At 69.5% G+C, this 16,366-nt stretch carries 18 protein-coding genes; 11 read left to right on the forward strand and 7 right to left on the reverse strand.

The features are described 5' to 3' along the window. Positions 1–32: 32 nt before the first annotated feature. The 5 genes from HF024_RS17420 (at position 33) to purL (ending at position 4,236) form a co-directional block, all read left to right on the forward strand. Entirely contained in the window at positions 33–293 is a 261-nt protein-coding gene (locus HF024_RS17420) for a phosphoribosylformylglycinamidine synthase subunit PurS (RefSeq protein ID WP_055898292.1), read from the forward strand. Then, entirely contained in the window at positions 293–991 is a 699-nt protein-coding gene (gene purQ, locus HF024_RS17425) for a phosphoribosylformylglycinamidine synthase subunit PurQ (RefSeq protein ID WP_085371445.1), read from the forward strand. The genes HF024_RS17420 and purQ overlap by 1 nt, the downstream gene beginning before the upstream one ends. Positions 992–1,058: 67 nt before the next feature. Next, entirely contained in the window at positions 1,059–1,517 is a 459-nt protein-coding gene (locus HF024_RS17430; RefSeq protein WP_168690426.1) for a DUF3817 domain-containing protein, read from the forward strand. 74 nt (positions 1,518–1,591) lie between these two features. Continuing rightward, positions 1,592–1,804 (forward strand): hypothetical protein, encoded by a 213-nt coding sequence (locus tag HF024_RS17435; protein ID WP_168690427.1) that lies wholly within the window; start codon positions 1,592–1,594, stop codon positions 1,802–1,804. 113 nt (positions 1,805–1,917) lie between these two features. Beyond that, positions 1,918–4,236, forward strand: coding sequence for a phosphoribosylformylglycinamidine synthase subunit PurL (gene purL / locus HF024_RS17440; protein ID WP_085371352.1), 2,319 nt, complete (start codon positions 1,918–1,920; stop codon positions 4,234–4,236). Between the two features lie 9 nt (positions 4,237–4,245). Here purL and HF024_RS17445 read toward each other — a convergent pair whose 3' ends face one another. Further along, entirely contained in the window at positions 4,246–5,157 is a 912-nt protein-coding gene (locus HF024_RS17445; protein WP_168690428.1) for a DMT family transporter, read from the reverse strand. A 153-nt stretch (positions 5,158–5,310) separates the two neighbouring features. On the opposite strand from HF024_RS17445, the gene HF024_RS17450 reads away from it, so the two are divergent. After that, the gene (locus HF024_RS17450; RefSeq protein WP_168690429.1) at positions 5,311–6,804 is read left to right on the forward strand and encodes a glycosyltransferase; all 1,494 of its coding nucleotides are present in this window, start codon (positions 5,311–5,313) and stop codon (positions 6,802–6,804) included. Between the two features lie 12 nt (positions 6,805–6,816). On the opposite strand, the gene HF024_RS17455 is transcribed toward HF024_RS17450, so the two are convergent. From HF024_RS17455 to HF024_RS17475, 5 genes are all read right to left on the reverse strand, one after another. Then, the gene (locus tag HF024_RS17455) at positions 6,817–7,236 is read right to left on the reverse strand and encodes an organic hydroperoxide resistance protein (protein ID WP_085371355.1); all 420 of its coding nucleotides are present in this window, start codon (positions 7,234–7,236) and stop codon (positions 6,817–6,819) included. 70 nt (positions 7,237–7,306) lie between these two features. Next, complete coding sequence (locus HF024_RS17460) at positions 7,307–8,233, reverse strand: SDR family NAD(P)-dependent oxidoreductase (protein WP_168690430.1); 927 nt, start codon at positions 8,231–8,233, stop codon at positions 7,307–7,309. Continuing rightward, positions 8,230–8,544 (reverse strand): chorismate mutase, encoded by a 315-nt coding sequence (locus HF024_RS17465; protein ID WP_085371357.1) that lies wholly within the window; start codon positions 8,542–8,544, stop codon positions 8,230–8,232. Before HF024_RS17465 ends, HF024_RS17460 begins: the two co-directional genes overlap by 4 nt. Before the next feature lie 55 nt (positions 8,545–8,599). Then, positions 8,600–9,940, reverse strand: a complete 1,341-nt coding sequence (locus HF024_RS17470; RefSeq protein ID WP_168690431.1) for an FtsX-like permease family protein — start codon at positions 9,938–9,940, stop codon at positions 8,600–8,602. Next, a complete protein-coding gene (locus tag HF024_RS17475) occupies positions 9,937–10,668 on the reverse strand; it encodes an ABC transporter ATP-binding protein (RefSeq protein WP_168690432.1) in 732 nt (243 codons plus the stop codon). Before HF024_RS17475 ends, HF024_RS17470 begins: the two co-directional genes overlap by 4 nt. Positions 10,669–10,841: 173 nt before the next feature. Here HF024_RS17475 and HF024_RS17480 point away from each other — a divergent pair, with 173 nt between their 5' ends. Both HF024_RS17480 and HF024_RS17485 read left to right on the forward strand, forming a co-directional pair. Then, positions 10,842–11,261, forward strand: coding sequence for a polyketide cyclase (locus HF024_RS17480; protein ID WP_168690433.1), 420 nt, complete (start codon positions 10,842–10,844; stop codon positions 11,259–11,261). Continuing rightward, positions 11,258–11,698 carry a MarR family transcriptional regulator gene (locus HF024_RS17485; protein WP_168690434.1) on the forward strand — a complete coding sequence of 147 codons (441 nt, stop codon included), beginning with the start codon at positions 11,258–11,260 and terminating at the stop codon, positions 11,696–11,698. The genes HF024_RS17480 and HF024_RS17485 overlap by 4 nt, the downstream gene beginning before the upstream one ends. 11 nt (positions 11,699–11,709) lie before the next feature. On the opposite strand, the gene HF024_RS17490 is transcribed toward HF024_RS17485, so the two are convergent. After that, positions 11,710–12,996 carry an adenylosuccinate synthase gene (locus HF024_RS17490; protein WP_085371362.1) on the reverse strand — a complete coding sequence of 429 codons (1,287 nt, stop codon included), beginning with the start codon at positions 12,994–12,996 and terminating at the stop codon, positions 11,710–11,712. A 116-nt stretch (positions 12,997–13,112) separates the two neighbouring features. Here HF024_RS17490 and HF024_RS17495 point away from each other — a divergent pair, with 116 nt between their 5' ends. The 3 genes from HF024_RS17495 to HF024_RS17505 are packed head-to-tail and all read left to right on the forward strand — an operon-like array spanning position 13,113 to position 16,341. Then, complete coding sequence (locus HF024_RS17495; RefSeq protein ID WP_168690435.1) at positions 13,113–13,751, forward strand: TetR/AcrR family transcriptional regulator; 639 nt, start codon at positions 13,113–13,115, stop codon at positions 13,749–13,751. Further along, positions 13,748–14,491, forward strand: coding sequence for a hypothetical protein (locus tag HF024_RS17500; protein ID WP_085371364.1), 744 nt, complete (start codon positions 13,748–13,750; stop codon positions 14,489–14,491). The genes HF024_RS17495 and HF024_RS17500 overlap by 4 nt, the downstream gene beginning before the upstream one ends. Continuing rightward, a complete protein-coding gene (locus tag HF024_RS17505) occupies positions 14,488–16,341 on the forward strand; it encodes a YhgE/Pip domain-containing protein (protein WP_168690436.1) in 1,854 nt (617 codons plus the stop codon). The genes HF024_RS17500 and HF024_RS17505 overlap by 4 nt, the downstream gene beginning before the upstream one ends. Positions 16,342–16,366 lie beyond the last annotated feature (25 nt).

Here is a 16,366-nt window from a genome sequence, read left to right on the forward strand (position 1 = left end):
CATCCCCCGGACCACGCGAGCGGAGTGAAGCCTTGCCAACGATCGTTGTAGAAGTCATGCCGAAAGCCGAACTGCTCGACCCGCAGGGCAAGGCCGTCGCCGGCGCTCTCGCGCGCACCGGTAAGGGCCAGTTCACCGGCGTCCGCGTCGGCAAGCGGTTCGAGCTGACCGTCGACGGACCGATCGACGACGCCACGCGCGCCGCGGTCGAGGAGATCGCGGGCGAGATCCTGTCGAACTCCGTGATCGAAGACGTCGTCGGCATCCACTACCCCGCAGAGGTCGACGCCTGATGCGCATCGGCGTCGTCACCTTCCCCGGCTCCCTCGACGACCGCGACGCCCTGCGTGCGATCCGTCTGGCCGGTGCAGAGCCGGTCGCCCTCTGGCACGGCGAGCACGACCTGCACGGCGTCGACGCCCTCGTCCTTCCTGGCGGTTTCAGCTACGGCGACTACCTGCGCTGCGGCGCCATCGCCAGCCTCTCGCCGATCATGACCGAGGTCGTGGATGCCGCAGGCAAGGGCATGCCCGTGCTCGGCATCTGCAACGGCTTCCAGATGCTCGCGGAGGCGCACCTCGTCTCCGGCGGCCTGATCCGCAACGATCACGGCAACTTCATCCGCCGCGACCAGCACCTCACGGTCGAGAACGCCGACACCCCGTGGACGAGCGGATTCGAGGCCGGCCAGGAGATCGTCATTCCGTTGAAGAACGGCGAGGGCGGCTTCATCGCGTCCGCCGAGGAGCTGAAGCGCCTCGAGGGCGAAGGCCTGGTCGTGTTCCGTTATAAGGGCGTCAACCCGAACGGCTCGCTCGACGACATCGCCGGCGTCCGCAATGAGCGCGGCAACGTGGTCGGCCTCATGCCGCACCCCGAGCACGCGGTCGAGCCCGGTTTCGGCCCGGACACCGATGCCGCGATGCGTTCCGGCATCGACGGTCTCACCTTCTTCACTTCGGTCATCCGCTCCACCCTCGTCGAGGCGTAAACAGCACCAGGGAGCTTTCCAACTTTCGGACGATTCGGGATGCACGCCGAGCCGTCAGGCTGGAAGCATGACCCCTCGTGTGCTGTACCGGACGCTCGCGATCGCTGAGGCGATCACCTGGACCCTGCTGATCGCCGGGATGCTGCTCAAGTACGTGGCGAAGGTCGGCGACTGGCCGGTGCTCGTCGCCGGGTCCGTCCACGGTCTGGTGTTCATCAGTTACGCCGTCGCCTCCGTGCTGGTCGGCGTGAACCAGCGGTGGCGCATCCCGGTCATCGTCGTGGCGGTGGCATCGGCGATCGTGCCGTACGCCACCATCCCGTTCGACCTGTGGGCCGACCGCACCGGCCGCCTCCACGGCCGCTGGCGCACCACCCCCACCGACGACCCGCGCGACCACACCGCCATCGGCCGCCTGTTCCGGTGGATGCTCAACCACGTCCCCGTGCTCGCTGTCACGCTGGTCGTCCTCATCGCCGCGATCATGGGCACGCTGCTGATGATCGGCCCGCCGAAACTGAGCTGAGTGCGTGCAGGCATCCCGGCGGCCCACTCCGTGCGTCGATTGCTTTCGCCGCACCGAGGTGGAACGCTGAGTCCATGCATCGTGCCGGCTGGTCGTCTTTCGCTTTCCTGGTCGGCGCGCTGACCCTCCTGATCGGGGCGTTCACGACGCACCTGCCGGTCGAGCTCCTCGTGCTGAGCGGCGCAGCGACGTTCGCCGGGCTCAACAACCTGCTGCGGGCGACGGTCAGCCGCGACGGTGAGAAGTCGAACAGCGCCGCCGCCGCAGAGACCGGCTCCCGCGGCTAGCGCCTCACCGCCGGAGCGATCGACGGCCCCCGGCCACCCCGCCCTCCGCACCCCTCCACCCCCGGTAGACTGGTCGCATCCCCGCCACCGTCTCCCCTCTTTGGAGTGCCAGCGTGACCGACACCACCACCACGCACGTCGTCGACACCGTCGAGAATGCGATCGCCACTCCCGAGCGCGAGCAGCCGTATGCGGCGCTCGGCCTGAAGGAGGACGAGTACGCGCGCATCCGGGAGATCCTGGGCCGGCGTCCGACGAGCGGCGAGCTCGCCATGTACTCCGTCATGTGGTCGGAGCACTGCTCGTACAAGTCGTCGAAGATGTACCTGCGCCAGTTCGGGCAGAAGGTCACCCCCGCCATGAAGAAGAACCTCATGGTCGGGATGGGCGAGAACGCGGGCGTCGTGGATGTCGGCGAGGGCTGGGCGGTCACCTTCAAGGTCGAGTCGCACAACCACCCCTCGTACATCGAGCCGTTCCAGGGCGCTGCGACCGGTGTCGGCGGCATCGTCCGCGACATCATCTCGATGGGCGCGCGTCCGGTGGCGGTCATGGACCAGCTGCGGTTCGGCGCCATCGACAACCCGGACACCGCGCGCGTCGTGCACGGCGTCGTCTCCGGCATCTCGTTCTACGGCAACTGCCTCGGCCTGCCGAACATCGGCGGCGAGACGTACTTCGACCCGGTATACCAGGGCAACCCGCTGGTGAACGCCCTCTCCGTCGGCGTCCTCCGCCACGAAGACCTGCACCTCGCCAACGCGTCCGGCCTCGGCAACAAGGTCGTCCTGTTCGGTGCCCGCACGGGCGGCGACGGCATCGGCGGTGCGAGCATCCTGGCGTCAGACACGTTCTCGGCCGGCGGCCCCACCAAGCGTCCTGCCGTGCAGGTCGGCGACCCGTTCGCCGAGAAGGTGCTCATCGAGTGCTGCCTGGAGCTGTTCCGCGACAAGCTGGTCGAGGGCATCCAGGACCTGGGCGCTGCGGGCATCTCCTGCGCGACGAGCGAGCTGGCGTCGAACGGCGACGGCGGCATGTTCATCGAGCTCGAGAAGGTGCTGCTGCGCGACCCGACGCTCACCGCTGAGGAGATCCTCATGTCGGAGAGCCAGGAGCGCATGATGGCCGTCGTCAAGCCGGAGCTGCTGGATGCGTTCCTCGCGGTCACTGCGAAGTGGGACGTCGAGACCAGCGTGCTCGGCGAGGTCACCGACACCGGCCGCCTCGTCATCAACTGGCACGGCGAGGAGATCGTCAACGTCGAGCCGCGCACCGTCGCCGTCGACGGCCCGGTCTACGAGCGTCCCGTCGCCTACCCGGCGTGGATCGACGCCCTGCAGGCCGACAGCGCCTCGCGCCTCTCCCGCCCGGCCGGCGGCGACGAGCTGCGCGACCAGTTCCTCGCCCTGCTCGGCAGCGCGAACCTGGCCGACAAGGGCTGGATCACCGACCAGTACGACTACTTCGTCGGCGGCAACACCGCCCTCGCCTTCCCGGACGACGCCGGCATGATCCGCGTCGACGAGGAGAGCGGACTCGGCTTCGCCATCGCCACCGACGCGAACGGCCGATACTGCCAGCTCGACCCGAAGCAGGGCGCCGTGCTGGCGCTGGCCGAGGCGTACCGCAACGTCGCGTCGTCCGGTGCTGTGCCCGCCGCCGTCACCGACTGCCTCAACTTCGGCAGCCCGGAGAACCCCGAGGTCATGTGGCAGTTCTCGCAGGCCGTCGAGGGCCTGTCGGACGCCTGCCTCGAACTCGAGATCCCGGTCACCGGCGGCAACGTGTCGTTCTACAACCAGACCGGCACCAAGCCGATTTTCCCGACCCCGGTGGTCGGTGTGCTCGGCGTCATCGACGACGTGGCCCGCCGCATCCCGAGCGGGTGGCAGGACGAGGGCGACAACATCTACCTGCTCGGCGTCACCCGCGAAGAGCTGGACGGCTCGGCCTGGGCCGGCACGGTGCACGGCCACCTCGGCGGACGCCCGCCGGTGGTCGACCTCGCCGGTGAGCGCAACCTGGCGGAGCTGCTGCACGCCGCCTCGCTGGAGAGCCTGGTCGCCTCCGCGCACGACCTCTCCGACGGCGGCCTCGCGCAGGCTCTCGCCGAGTCGGTCATGCGCTTCGGCGTCGGCGCCCGCGTGTGGCTCACCGAGATCATGGAGCGCGACGGCGTGGATGCGGCGACCGCCCTGTTCAGCGAGTCCACCGGACGCGTTCTCGTCTCCGTCCCGCGCGAAGACGACGTGAAGTTCCGTGGCCTCTGCGACGGACGCGGCATCCCCGCACTGCGCATCGGCGTCACCGACGCCGAGGTCGGCGCGCAGCCGGTGCTCGAAGTGCAGGACCTGTTCACCGTCGGCCTCGAGGAGCTGCGCGGCACCCACCGCTCGACCCTCCCCGAGCACTTCGGCCCGGTCGTCGCGTAGCGCGGCCGGCTAGGCCGGCTCGTCCACGAGTTCGGCCTGCCTGCGCGTGAACAGCCGCACCCGCTGCTGCGTCAGCAGGATGCCCGCGAGCACCACCACGGCGCCCACCGGCTCGTTCCAGCTGAGCGTCTCGCCGAGCACCAGGATGCCCAGCGCCACCCCGACCACCGGCGTCACGTACGTCACCCCGGAGGTCGCCGTCGGACCCCACGCGCGCAGCACGTTCATGTTCCAGATGTAGACGACGCCCGTGCCGAGCGCGCCGAGCGCGAGCAGACTGAGCAGCACCGGCCAGCTGAACGTGATCGGACCCCAGGCGATCACCGGCGTCAGCACGAGCATGATGGCCGCCGCGACTCCGATGTTCATCACGGCGATGGTCGTCGCCGGCATCGCCCTGTGGCTGATGAACCGGCGGATGTAGCCGAAGCTGAAGCCGTAGCAGGTGACCGCGCCGAGACAGGCGAGCTGCCCCCAGACGCTGCCGGACAGGGCAGCGATCTGCCACGGGCCGACCACGATCACCACGCCGAGCACGCCGATCAGCACCCCGAGCACCTGGTCGCGGTTCAGCTTCTCCACCCGGAACGCCGCCGTGACCAGGATGGCCGTGGTGATCGGCGTGACCGCGTTGTAGATGCTCGCCAGGCTCGACGAGACGTACTGCTCCGCCCAGGCGAACAGCAGGTACGGGATGACGCAGTACGTGATCGCCACCACCAGGAAGTGCAGCCACACGATCGGCTCGCGCGGCAGCCTGCTCTTGGTGATGATCGCGATCACCGCCAGCGTCACCGCGCCGAAGACCAGGCGCGCCCACACCACCTGCCCGAAGCTCACACCCTCGAGCCCTACCTTCATGAACAGGAAGCTGGCTCCCCAGACGAGACCCATGGCGATGAACTGCAGTGCGACCTTCACGGTCTGACGCTATCGGTCCCCGCCGACGTCCGCTCGCACGAATCGGACATGGCGCAGCATCCCGCATGCATCCCGCATGCATCCCGCATGCATCCCGCATCCCGACCGGTCTGTCTCCTGTTGGTATCGTTGGCCGTCGAAGGGGAGGCATTCATGGACGTGGTGGCTGTATTGCAATCGATCGGCGTCTGGGTCTGCCTGATCCTGGCGCTGACCGGCCTCATCCCGGTCATCGCAGCAGCGGCGACGTTCGTCGTCATCCCGTTCCACGCCTTCATCAACCACTACGGCAAGGCCAAGCCGTACCTCCCGCGCGTCGCCATCGTGGTGCCGGCCTGGAACGAGGGCGCGGTGATCGGCGCATCCATCGACCGGCTGATGAAGCTCGACTACCCGCGCGAGGCGCTCCGCATCTTCGTCGTCGACGACGCGAGCACCGACCTGACCCCGGATGTGGTGCGCGAGAAGGAGGCCCTCTACCCGGGCAACGTGGTGCTGCTGCGCCGCGACAAGGGCGGCGAGGGCAAGGCGCACACGCTGAACCACGGCATCCGGGAGATCCTCAAGGACGACTGGATGGAGGCCCTCCTGATCATGGACGCCGACGTCATCTACCTCCCGGACTCGCTGCGCAAGATGACCCGCCACTTCGCCGACCCGGAGGTGGGCGCCGTCTCCGCGTACATCCGCGAGGGCAGCAGCGACCGCAACTACCTGACCAAGTTCATCGGCGTCGAATACGTGCTGTCGCAGCCGGCAGCGCGCCGCGCCCAGAACGTGCTCGGCGCGCAGGCCTGCCTGGCGGGCGGCGCGCAGCTGCACACGCGCGAGAACCTGCTCGCCATCGGCAGTCAGATCGACACGTCATCGCTCGCGGAGGACACGATCACCACGTTCGAGACGCAGCTCAAGGGCCGCACGGTGGTGTTCGAGCCGCACGCGCACGTCCTCGCGGAGGAGCCGCGGTCGGTCGACGCCCTGTGGAAGCAGCGGCTGCGCTGGGCACGCGGCAACGTGACGGTGACGGCGCGCTACAAGAACATCTGGTTCCGCCCGAGCGGCACCCACCACCTCGGCGCGTGGACGTTCGGCATCGTCTGGTTCAGCCTGTGGCTGCTGCCGCTCATCATGATCGTGTCGTCGATCGGCCTGGCCGGGCTGCTGTTCCTGCAGGCCGAGTTCGCCACGAACGTCTTCCGCGTGCTCTGGATCTCCGCGGCCCTCGCCTACCTGTTCATCCTGATCCTGGGCTCGCTGACGGATGCGAAGACCAGCAAACGCGAGCTGGGCCAGATCCTGCTGTTCCCCGGCATCGTCAACATCCTGGTGATGCTGACGGCGCTGTTCCCGAAGGTGATGCTGGTCTGGCTGCCCGGCCTGTTCGGCGCCACACTGGACGGCCCGGCGCTGTTCTGGCTGACGCTCGCCATCTACATCTGGATCCCGTTCTCGATGGTCGTCGCGTGGCTCGCCCGCAAGGCGGACCGCACGCGCGCGGGCCGCTGGCTGGCGCCCGCGCTGATCTACCTGGCCGGATACGGTTCGCTGCTGTGCGCGATCACGTTCGACTCCTACCTCAAGGAGCTCGCCCACGTCGAGGCGCGCTGGGACAAGACCGAGAAGGTCGGCAGAGTCGCGACGAACTGAGGCGCGCGTCGCCTATTCGACGATCGTGACCTTCACCGGGATGTTCCCGCGGGTGGCATTCGAGTACGGGCAGAGCTGGTGCGCCTTCTCCGCGAGCAGATCGGCCTGCTCACGACCGACGCGCGGGATGTAGACGTCGAGCTCGACCGCGAGCCCGAACCCGCCGTCCCCGTTCGCCCCGATGCCGACGCTCGACGACACGGAGGCGTCCGTGGTGTCCAGCTTCTCGCTGCGCCCGGCGGCATGGATGGCGCTGAGGAAGCACGCAGCGTACCCGGCGGCGAACAGCTGCTCCGGGTTGGTCCCCTCGCCGGAGCCGCCCAGCTCCTTCGGCGGACGCGTGTCGAAGTCGAGGAGGTCGTCCTCGCTGCGGACGTGGCCGTCCCGTCCCCCACCAGTGGCGTGCGCGATTGCGGTGTAAGCGATATCCATGCCTTCAGCACACAGCAGCGCTCTGAACGGGCGCTGGGAGGGGTGCGGGAGGGGTGGGTGTAATGGGTGGCTACCGCCCCAGCGGGAACCGCTGCCCCGAGTACTCCTCCAGCAGCGCCCACACCCGCTCGCCGACCGCCCGGTCGCGCGTGGTCGGCGTCGCGAGCGCGCGAGCCGGCACGCCCTTGGTCACCCAGCGCGGGCCGAGGAAGTCGCCGCCGCGCACCTCCGGGTCCAATGCCGCGCGCACCGGAACCCAGGCGCCGTGATCTTTGCCCTGCGTCCAGGCCGCCTGCAGGTTGTCCGCGAAGCGCTTCACCTTCGACGGCTGGTTGACGCCCCGGATGCCCGGGGTGCGGCCAGAGGTCGAGTATCCGGGATGCACGACGACACTCGCGATGTCCGCACCGGCGGCGCGCAGCCGGCGGTCGAGTTCGAAGCCGAAGACCTGCGCGGCGATCTTCGATTGCGCGTACGCCTTCCACGACGTGTACGAACCGTCGAGCTGCAGGTCGTCGAGCGGGAAGCGGGCGAGCAGCGTTGCCAGGGAGCCGAGGGTCACGATTCTCGCTCCCGGGGTGCGTTCGAGCACTGGCAGGGCGAGCGCCGTCAGCTGGAAGTGGCCGAGCACGTTGGTGGAGAGGACGAGTTCGTTGCCCCGCGCATCCACTGCCCGGTCGGCGGGTGCGTGCACGATGCCGGCGTTGAGGAGCAGCACGTCCAGCCGCTCCCGTTCCAGCAGCGCGGCGGCGGCCCCGGCGACCGAAGCGTGGTCGGAGACGTCGAGCGGTGTCGCTTCGACGCTCGCACCCGGCACGCGGCGACGGATCGCGGACACGGCCGCCTCCGCCCGTTCCTGGCTGCGGCAGGCGAGCACGACGTGCGCTCCTGCTGCGGCGAGCTGTTCGCTCGCGAAGTAGCCGACTCCGGCGTTCGCGCCGGTGACCACGACCGTGTTGCCGTGCGCGTCAGGCACGGCCTCCGGGTGCCAGGTCACTTGGCGCTCTCGGTGGCGATCCGTTCGTGGTGGTGGATGACTTCGGCGACGATGAAGTTGAGGAACTTCTCGGCGAACGCGGGGTCGAGGTGGCTCTCCTCGGCGAGCGCGCGCAGGCGCTGGATCTGCTCGCGCTCACGCTCCGGATCGGCGGCGGGGAGCCCGTGCTCCGCTTTCAGCGCGCCGACCTGCTGCGTGAACTTGAACCGTTCGGCGAGCATGTGCACCACCGCCGCGTCGATGTTGTCGATGCTCTGCCGGATGCTGTGCAGCCGCTCGATCGCTGCGGCGGCGTCCTCGTTCTGACCCATCCTCCGACTTTATCCGACAGGGCTGTATACCACTGGCCCGCGCCGGCCCGCGCGGCTACAGCGACGGCGACGGGTCGGCAAGCACCCGCGTCAGCACCGGCCGCGTTGCGCGCAGGCCGAGCCAGACCAGCAGGATCCCGGCGGCCAGGCAGCCGGCGATCATCAGGATGCTGGCGGGCGCCACGATCAGGCTGATCTCCGCGAGCGGGAAGATCACGACCGCCGCCGTCACCGCAGAGCCGATCGTCGTGATGCGGAGCGGGGAGAGTACGGCGCGGGAGCGGGCGGCGTTCATCGTCTCCACGGGCATCCCGAGCCTGTCGAGGCTGACGTACACGGCCCTGCGGTCGAGCACCGCCGACGCCTGGTTCACGCCGACCGAGCAGGCCACCATGAGGAACGACGCGACCACCGTGATGATGACGCCGGTGCGGATGTCCGCGAACAGCTGCAGGGATGCGGCGTCCGCCTTCCCGCTGTCGGCCGCGACGCCGAGCAGGGCGACCCCGACCCCCGCGAAGACGGCCATGAAGCTGGTCATCGCGACACCGGACACCTGCCGCCAGGCCGCCTTGGGCGACTCCAGGATGCCGCGGGCGGCGAGCAGTTTCGTCACCGTTCCCGCACGCTTGGCCTGACCGGAGGCGACCAGTCTGATCACCCACGGTCCCACCAGGTTGAGCACCGCGATGGTGCCGCCGAACCCGACGGCCAGGATCGTCAGGATCACGCCGAAGCCGGAGACCAGCTGCACGATGTACATCGCCACGAACGTCACGGCGACCACCGCCAGGCCGACCACCACGCGCACCCAGTGCATCCTGGGCGCCGTCTGCCTGGTGCGGACTCCGAGCGGCGACAGGATGACGCCGCGCAGCCCGACCACGGCGCTGACCGCGGCGAGCGCCCCGACGGCGACCACCACGAGCACGACGAGCAGTGGATGCAGGAACACCGCAGCAGCGCCGAGCGGCTCCCCGCGGAACGGGATGAGCCCCACCAGCGGCACGGCGCCGAGCGAGATCACCACCCCGGCGAGCGCACCGACCAGCGCGAGCACGGTCGACTCGATGACGGTCAGGGCGGTGACGGTGCCCGGCGTCGCGCCGAGCAGGCGCAGGCTGGCGAGCCTGTCGTCCCTACGGCGGGCGGAGAGCCTCGCCGCAGAGCCGCCGAGCGCCACCAGCGGCACGATCAGCAGCGCGAGGGCGACCACGGCGAGCAGCTGGTAGAGGAAGGCCGTCTCGTCCGTCCAGGAGAAGAACGCCTGGGCGCCGCCCGCGACGACGAGCAGCAGGGCGGTGACCACGGCGAAGGCGACGACGGGGAGCACGATGGTCGCCCGGTCTGTGGCGGAGCGACGGCCGAGCAGCCAGGCCAGTCTGAGGGTGTTCATCGGGTGACCGCCTCGTCGACGATGCAGCCGTCGGCGAGCCGCAGCACCCGGGAGCAGCGGGCGGCGACCTCCTCGTCGTGGGTGACGACCACGAGCGACCGGCCGCGGCCGGTGGTCGAGCCGATCAGCGCATCCATCACCTCGACGGACGTGTGCGAGTCGAGTGCCCCGGTCGGCTCGTCGGCGAAGACCACGGATGCTCCGGTCACCTGGGCGCGCGCGATGGCCACCCGCTGCGCCTGCCCCCCGGACAGCTGGCCGATGCGGCGTGCCTCGAAGCCGGCGAGACCGAGGGCGGCGAGCCAGCCTGCGGCGTTCTGCTCGGCCACCGAGCGAGCGGCGCCGCCGAGCATCAGCGGGAGGGCCACGTTCTCGATCACGGTCAGCTCGGGCAGCAGGAAGCCCTGCTGGAAGACGAACCCGAACGCCTCCCTCCGCAGCCGCGATCGCTCCTTCTCGCCGAGCGCCGTCACGTCGAGCGGGCCGTGCGGGGTGGCGAAGGTGACGCTCCCCTCGTCCGGCCGCACGATGCCGGCGAGCACGTGCAGGAGCGTGGTCTTGCCAGAGCCGGATGCGCCCATGATCGCCACGGAGTCACCCACGTTGAGCCGGAAGTCGACTCCGGCGAGCGCGACGGCCGTGCCGTACGCCTTGGTGAGTCCGATGGCGGAGAGGGCGGGATGCCGCTGGACGCTGGGATGCTGCTGGGCGCTGGGAAGGGAGGTCATGCATCCATCGTCTCCGTGTGCCGCGCCAGGCACATCGGCCGCGGGCCTCATCCTGGGCGGCGGTGCGTCATCCTCCGGATGGAGAGGAGGTGCGCCCCGGGTCTTGCGCAGGTCGCCCGTCAGGCATATTCTCTACGCATAGATCATCTACACCTAGACAGAAAGGCACGATCATGTGGAGCACCGAGCACATCGCGGAGACCACGCTCTCCCGCGACGCCGTCTGGGCCGCACTGCGCGACCTGCACACCGGAGACCTCACTTACGAGGGCGCCGACGCGTTCGAGCTCGACGGCCCGTTCGCCGTCGGAACCGAGCTCACCATCACCCCCGTCGGCCAGGACCCGTTCCGCTCGACCATCGTCGACCTGGTCGAGACGGAGACCTATGCCGACCGCACCGAGTTCGGCGACATCGTCCTCACCTTCCGCCATACGCTCGTCGACACCCCGACCGGCACGCGCGTCACACACCGCCTCGACATCACCGGCCCGGGCGCCGACGAGGTCGGTCCCGAGCTCGGCCCGCAGATCAGCGACGACTTCCCCGAGTCGATGGCCGCCCTGTTCGAGCAGGCGGCGCGCAGAGCATGACCGACTTTCCCGAGGGTCCGACCACGAGTCCCGGCTTCCTGCTCTGGCACGCCACCCTGCGCTGGCAGCGCGCGATGGCCGACGCGCTCACGCCGCTCGACCTGACGCACGCGCAGTTCGTCATCCTGGCATCCACGTGGTGGCTGAACGGCACGGACGAACGGCCCAACCAGGCGCGGCTGTCCGAGTTCACAGGGTCGGATGCGCGGATGACCTCCGAGGTGGTCCGCCGCCTGATCGCGAAAGGGCTGATCGACCGCGAGCAGGACCCGGCGGACTCACGCGCCAAAGTGCTGCACGTGACAGAGGCGGGACGAGCCGTGGCGGCCTCGGCGATCCAGTCGGTCGAGTCGGCGGACACCGAGTTCTTCACGCCGGCGACGGCAGCAGCTCCGGATGCACTGCTCCCGCTGCTGCACGCGCTCAGCGGTCGCTGAGCACGCCTCCGTCAGTCGACCAGGTCGTGCCGCACGACGATCTCGTCGCGCGCCGGCCCGACGCCGATCGCCGAGATGCGGGCGCCGGACAGCTTCTCCAGCGCGATCACGTAGTCCTGGGCGTTCTTCGGCAGGTCGTCGAAGGTGCGCGCTCCGCTGATGTCCTCGGTCCAGCCGGGGAACTCCTCGTAAATCGGCACCGCGTGGTGGAAGTCGCTCTGCGACGCAGGCACCTCGTCGTGGCGCACGCCGTCGACGTCGTACGCGACGCAGACCGGGATGCGCTCGATGCCGGTGAGCGTGTCCAGCTTGGTGAGCACGAAGTCGGTGACGCCGTTGATGCGCGCCGTGTAGCGGGCGACGGGAGCGTCGTACCAGCCGGTCCGGCGCGGACGGCCCGTGGTGGTGCCGAACTCGAAGCCGCGCTCGCGCAGGAACTCGCCCCACTCGTCGAACAGCTCGGTCGGGAACGGCCCTGCGCCGACGCGGGTGGTGTACGCCTTCACGATGGCGATGACGCGGTCGATGCGGTTCGGGCCGATGCCGGATCCCGTCGCCGCTCCTCCGGCAGTGGAGTTGGAGGAGGTGACGAACGGGTACGTGCCGTGGTCGACATCCAGCATCGTGGCCTGGCCGCCCTCGAACAGGACGTACTTGCCGTCTTCGAGGGCCTGGTGCAGCAGCAGGGAGCTGTCGACGACCATCGGGCGCAGGCGCTCCGCGTAGCCGAGCAGCTGCTCGACCACCTCGTCCACGCTGATGGCCCGGCGGTTGTAGACCTTGACCAGCAGGTGGTTCTTCTGGTCGAGGGCGCCCTCCACCTTCTGGCGCAGGATGTTCTCGTCGAACAGGTCCTGGATGCGAATGCCGACGCGATTGATCTTGTCGGCGTACGTCGGGCCGATGCCGCGGCCGGTCGTGCCGATCTGGCGCTTGCCGAGGAAGCGCTCCGTGACCTTGTCGATCGTGCGGTGGTAGGACGTGATGACGTGCGCGTTCGAGCTGACTTTGAGGCGGGAGACGTCGACGCCGCGGGCGATCAGCCCGTCCAGCTCCTCGAACAGCACCTCGATGTCGACGACGACGCCGTTGGAGATGACGGGCGTGACGCCCTCGGTCAGGATGCCGGAGGGGAGCAGGTGCAGCGCGTACTTCTCGCTGCCGACGACGACCGTGTGGCCGGCGTTGTTGCCCCCGTTGAACTTGACGACGTAGTCGATGCGGCTGCCGAGGAGGTCGGTCGCTTTGCCTTTGCCTTCGTCGCCCCACTGGGCGCCGATGATCACGATCGCGGGCACTTTTCGGTCCTCTCGATGGGATGTGCGCGCCGGTGCCCATCGGGCTGACCGTCGCACTCGATCCTATCGCGCCATTATCTTGCACAGTCGTGTGCAAGAAGAGTAGTATCCAATGCATGCCTTCCTCCACGACCCGCGCTCCTCGGCGCGACGCAGCAGCGAACAGGGAGGCGATTATCGCCGCGGCGGCCGCCGCGCTCAACGAGGACATCGACGCCTCGCTCGAGACCATCGCCGCCCGCGCCGGCCTCAGCCGCCGGGCCATCTACGGCCACTTCGCCACCAGGGACGACCTGCTCGTCGACGTCTTCACACGCGGGGCAGCCCGCCTCGCAGCATTGCTCGACCCCGTCTCCCATCCGGATGCGCGGGTCGAGATCGCACTGTTCGGCGCGACCCTCTGGGCCGAGGTCGAGCACGTGCGCGTCAGCGCAGCCCTCGCCGTTCGCGGCCCGCACCGCGAGATCGTCGGCGCAGCGCTCGACCCGGCCCGCGAGCGGCTGCGCGACACCGTGCGCCGCGGCATGGCAACGGAGCAGCTGCGCACAGATCTCGACCTCGAGACCGTCACCAGACTCATCGAGAACGCCGCCGTCTCCGTGCTCGACGAGGCGATGCGCGCCAAGCTCACCAACAGCGAAGGACACAGGCTCGTGATGCTCGCCGGACTCAGCGCAGCCGGTCTGAGCTGGCGCGAAGCCGGCGCCCTCATCGCCGAAACCCCCGAACTCGCCTTCCAGGAGGTCACAGCATGAAGATCGTGCTCGATCGCGTCGCCAAGGGCGCGCACAACGCCGCCCTGCCCCCGACCTCCGCGACGTTCCAGACCGGAGAGGTGACGCTCGCCAGGGCGGAGACCGAGCAGCGGCCGACCGTGCTCGGACTGATCGCATCCGGCCGGATGCGCCCGGACGCCGGAACCGTCACCATCGACGGCGCCAGCGACTACTCCGCCATGCGCAAGCGCATCGCCCTCATCGACGCACCGGATGTGTGCGAGCCCGCCGCCGACGTGACGGTCGCCGGGATCGTGGCGGAGGAGCTGATGTTCGCCGGGCGCGCATCCAACCCCATCGCCGTCAACAGGAGACTGAACGAGCTGGGCGCGTCAGAGTGGGCGCGGTTCGCGATCGGCACCGTGCCGCCGACCGTGCGCATCCGGTTGCTGGCCGAGCTCGCGCTGATGCGTCAGGGTGTGGAGGGGCTCGTCATCACGTCGCCGGACCGGCACGGCGGCGACCCGAACGAGTGGTGGGAGCTCGCACGCCGGATCGCGGCCCGCGACATCGCCGTGCTCGTCGTGGCCGGCGACGCCTCCGCTGCCGCCATCGCGGCGTCCGGCATGATCTCCCGGATGGGCGAGACGGCCACGCAGGGCCCCGCCAGCACCTTCGACGAAGACCCTGGACGCGACGACACCGACGAGCTGCCCGACCTCATCGTCGCCCCAGCACTCGAACAGCGCGGCACCGACCGCGCGGAGGAAGCCGAATGAAGATCCCCCAGATGATCGCGGCGGAGTTCCGTCGCCTCACCGCCAGCCCGATGTCGATCGTGGCGCTCATCGCGCTCATGTGCGTCCCCGTGCTCTACGGCGGGCTGTACCTGTGGGCCAACCAGAACCCGTACGCGAACCTGAACAAGATCCCCGCGGCCATCGTGATGGACGACAGCGGAACGACGGACGACGGCAAGACGGTCAACTACGGGAGCGACGTGGCCGACGAGCTCATCAGGGACGGCTCGTTCGACTGGCACAGGGTCGAATCCGGCTCCGCGGCGAGCGGCGTCGACGACTCGAAGTACGACTTCAGCATCACCTTCCCCGCCAACTTCTCCGAAGCGCTCGCCTCCGCCTCCACGAAGACGCCGCACCGCGCGACGGTGACGCTCACCACCAACGACACCAACAGCTATCTGGCGTCCACGATCGGCACGCAGGCCGCGGAGAAGATCCGCACCTCCATCGTCAAGAAGGTCAACCAGCAGGCGGCGGAGCAGTTCCTCCTCGGTCTCGCCGACATCCGCTCCAACCTGGTCACGGCCGTGGATGGGGCGAACCAGCTGGTCGACGGCAGCGAGACGGCGCGCTCGGGCGCATCCACTCTCGCCGACGGCACCAGCCAGCTGGCGACGGGCTCGCAACAGCTGTCGGATGCGCTGGCCCAGCTCTCCGGAGGAGCAGCGCAGGTGAGCGACGGCGCCGCCCAGGTGGCGGCCGGAAACGACCAGCTCGCCGCGAAGGCGACCCAGGCGGGAACGGCGGCGGCCCAGCTCGCGGCCGACGCGCCGGCGGTCGGGCAGCAGTTGCTCGACCAGCTGAAGCAGGCCGGAGCGACGCAGGAGCAGCTCGACCAGGTGTCCGCTGCTCTCGGCAAGATCGACGCCAAGGTGCAGGACGGCAACACCCAGGTGCAGACGCTCGTCGGGCAGGTCAACCAGCTCGCGGCGGGCGCCGACCAGGTCGCATCCGGAGCGTCGCAGGTGGCGTCCGGCTCCACGCAGGCCGCCGGTGGCGCCGCCCAGCTCGCGGACGGCAGCAAGCAGGCCGCATCCGGCGCATCCCAGTTGCGCGACGGCCTCACCACGCTGCACGACGGCACGGCGAAGCTGCGCGACGGCCTCACCGACGGCGTCGGCCAGATCCCGGACAACTCCCCCGCCCTGCAGAAGAAGCAGGCGACGACCATCGCCGACCCGGTCAACCTGAAGAACGACTCCATCACCTCTGCGGGAACCTACGGGGCCGGCCTCGCGCCGTTCTTCGTCGCCCTGGCCGGCTGGATCGGCATCTACGCGCTGTTCCTCATCGTGAAGCCGGTTTCCCGCCGCGCCATCACGGCACTGCACTCCCCGGTGAAGATCACCCTCGCGGGCTGGCTTACCCCCGGCCTGCTCGGCGCGGTGCAGATGATCGGCCTGTTCGCCATCGTGTCCGGCGCGCTCGGCTTCCGCATCGACAACCCGCTCGGGATGTACGGGCTGATGGCGCTGGCCTCCCTCACGTTCGCCGCGATCATCCTGGCCCTGAACGTCTGGCTGGGCAGCGTCGGCCAGTTCCTCGGCCTGGTGCTGATGGTGCTGCAACTCGTGACGGCGGGAGGCACGTTCCCCTGGCAGACCTTGCCTGGACCACTCGCCGCACTGCACCACGTGCTGCCGATGTCGTACGCCGTGGACGGCATCCGGCAGCTGATGTACGGAGGCAACCCCGCCACCGCACTGGCGGACGCCGGGGTGCTCGGCCTGTGGCTGCTCATCGCGTTGCTGGTCTCCGCCATCGGCGTGACCCGGATGACGCACTTCCGCACCCTGCGCGATCTGAGGCCAAGCCTCATCGGGTGACGGTGCCAGGCGGTATGGTGTCCGC

It is taken from the genome of Leifsonia sp. PS1209, from assembly GCF_012317045.1.
In the GTDB taxonomy this organism is placed as follows: Bacteria; Actinomycetota; Actinomycetes; order Actinomycetales; family Microbacteriaceae; genus Leifsonia.

Excerpts from the sequence above, each read along its gene's own strand:
- purQ (WP_085371445.1), top strand. The coding sequence starts at position 293 with ATGCGCATCGGCGTCGTCACCTTCCCCGGCTCCCTCGACGACCGCGAC.
- HF024_RS17430 (WP_168690426.1), top strand. The coding sequence starts at position 1,059 with ATGACCCCTCGTGTGCTGTACCGGACGCTCGCGATCGCTGAGGCGATC.
- HF024_RS17435 (WP_168690427.1), top strand. The coding sequence starts at position 1,592 with ATGCATCGTGCCGGCTGGTCGTCTTTCGCTTTCCTGGTCGGCGCGCTG.
- HF024_RS17450 (WP_168690429.1), top strand. The coding sequence starts at position 5,311 with ATGGACGTGGTGGCTGTATTGCAATCGATCGGCGTCTGGGTCTGCCTG.
- HF024_RS17455 (WP_085371355.1), bottom strand. The coding sequence starts at position 7,236 with ATGGATATCGCTTACACCGCAATCGCGCACGCCACTGGTGGGGGACGG.
- HF024_RS17465 (WP_085371357.1), bottom strand. The coding sequence starts at position 8,544 with ATGGGTCAGAACGAGGACGCCGCCGCAGCGATCGAGCGGCTGCACAGC.
- HF024_RS17470 (WP_168690431.1), bottom strand. The coding sequence starts at position 9,940 with ATGAACACCCTCAGACTGGCCTGGCTGCTCGGCCGTCGCTCCGCCACA.
- HF024_RS17475 (WP_168690432.1), bottom strand. The coding sequence starts at position 10,668 with ATGACCTCCCTTCCCAGCGCCCAGCAGCATCCCAGCGTCCAGCGGCAT.
- HF024_RS17480 (WP_168690433.1), top strand. The coding sequence starts at position 10,842 with ATGTGGAGCACCGAGCACATCGCGGAGACCACGCTCTCCCGCGACGCC.
- HF024_RS17485 (WP_168690434.1), top strand. The coding sequence starts at position 11,258 with ATGACCGACTTTCCCGAGGGTCCGACCACGAGTCCCGGCTTCCTGCTC.
- HF024_RS17495 (WP_168690435.1), top strand. The coding sequence starts at position 13,113 with ATGCCTTCCTCCACGACCCGCGCTCCTCGGCGCGACGCAGCAGCGAAC.
- HF024_RS17500 (WP_085371364.1), top strand. The coding sequence starts at position 13,748 with ATGAAGATCGTGCTCGATCGCGTCGCCAAGGGCGCGCACAACGCCGCC.
- HF024_RS17505 (WP_168690436.1), top strand. The coding sequence starts at position 14,488 with ATGAAGATCCCCCAGATGATCGCGGCGGAGTTCCGTCGCCTCACCGCC.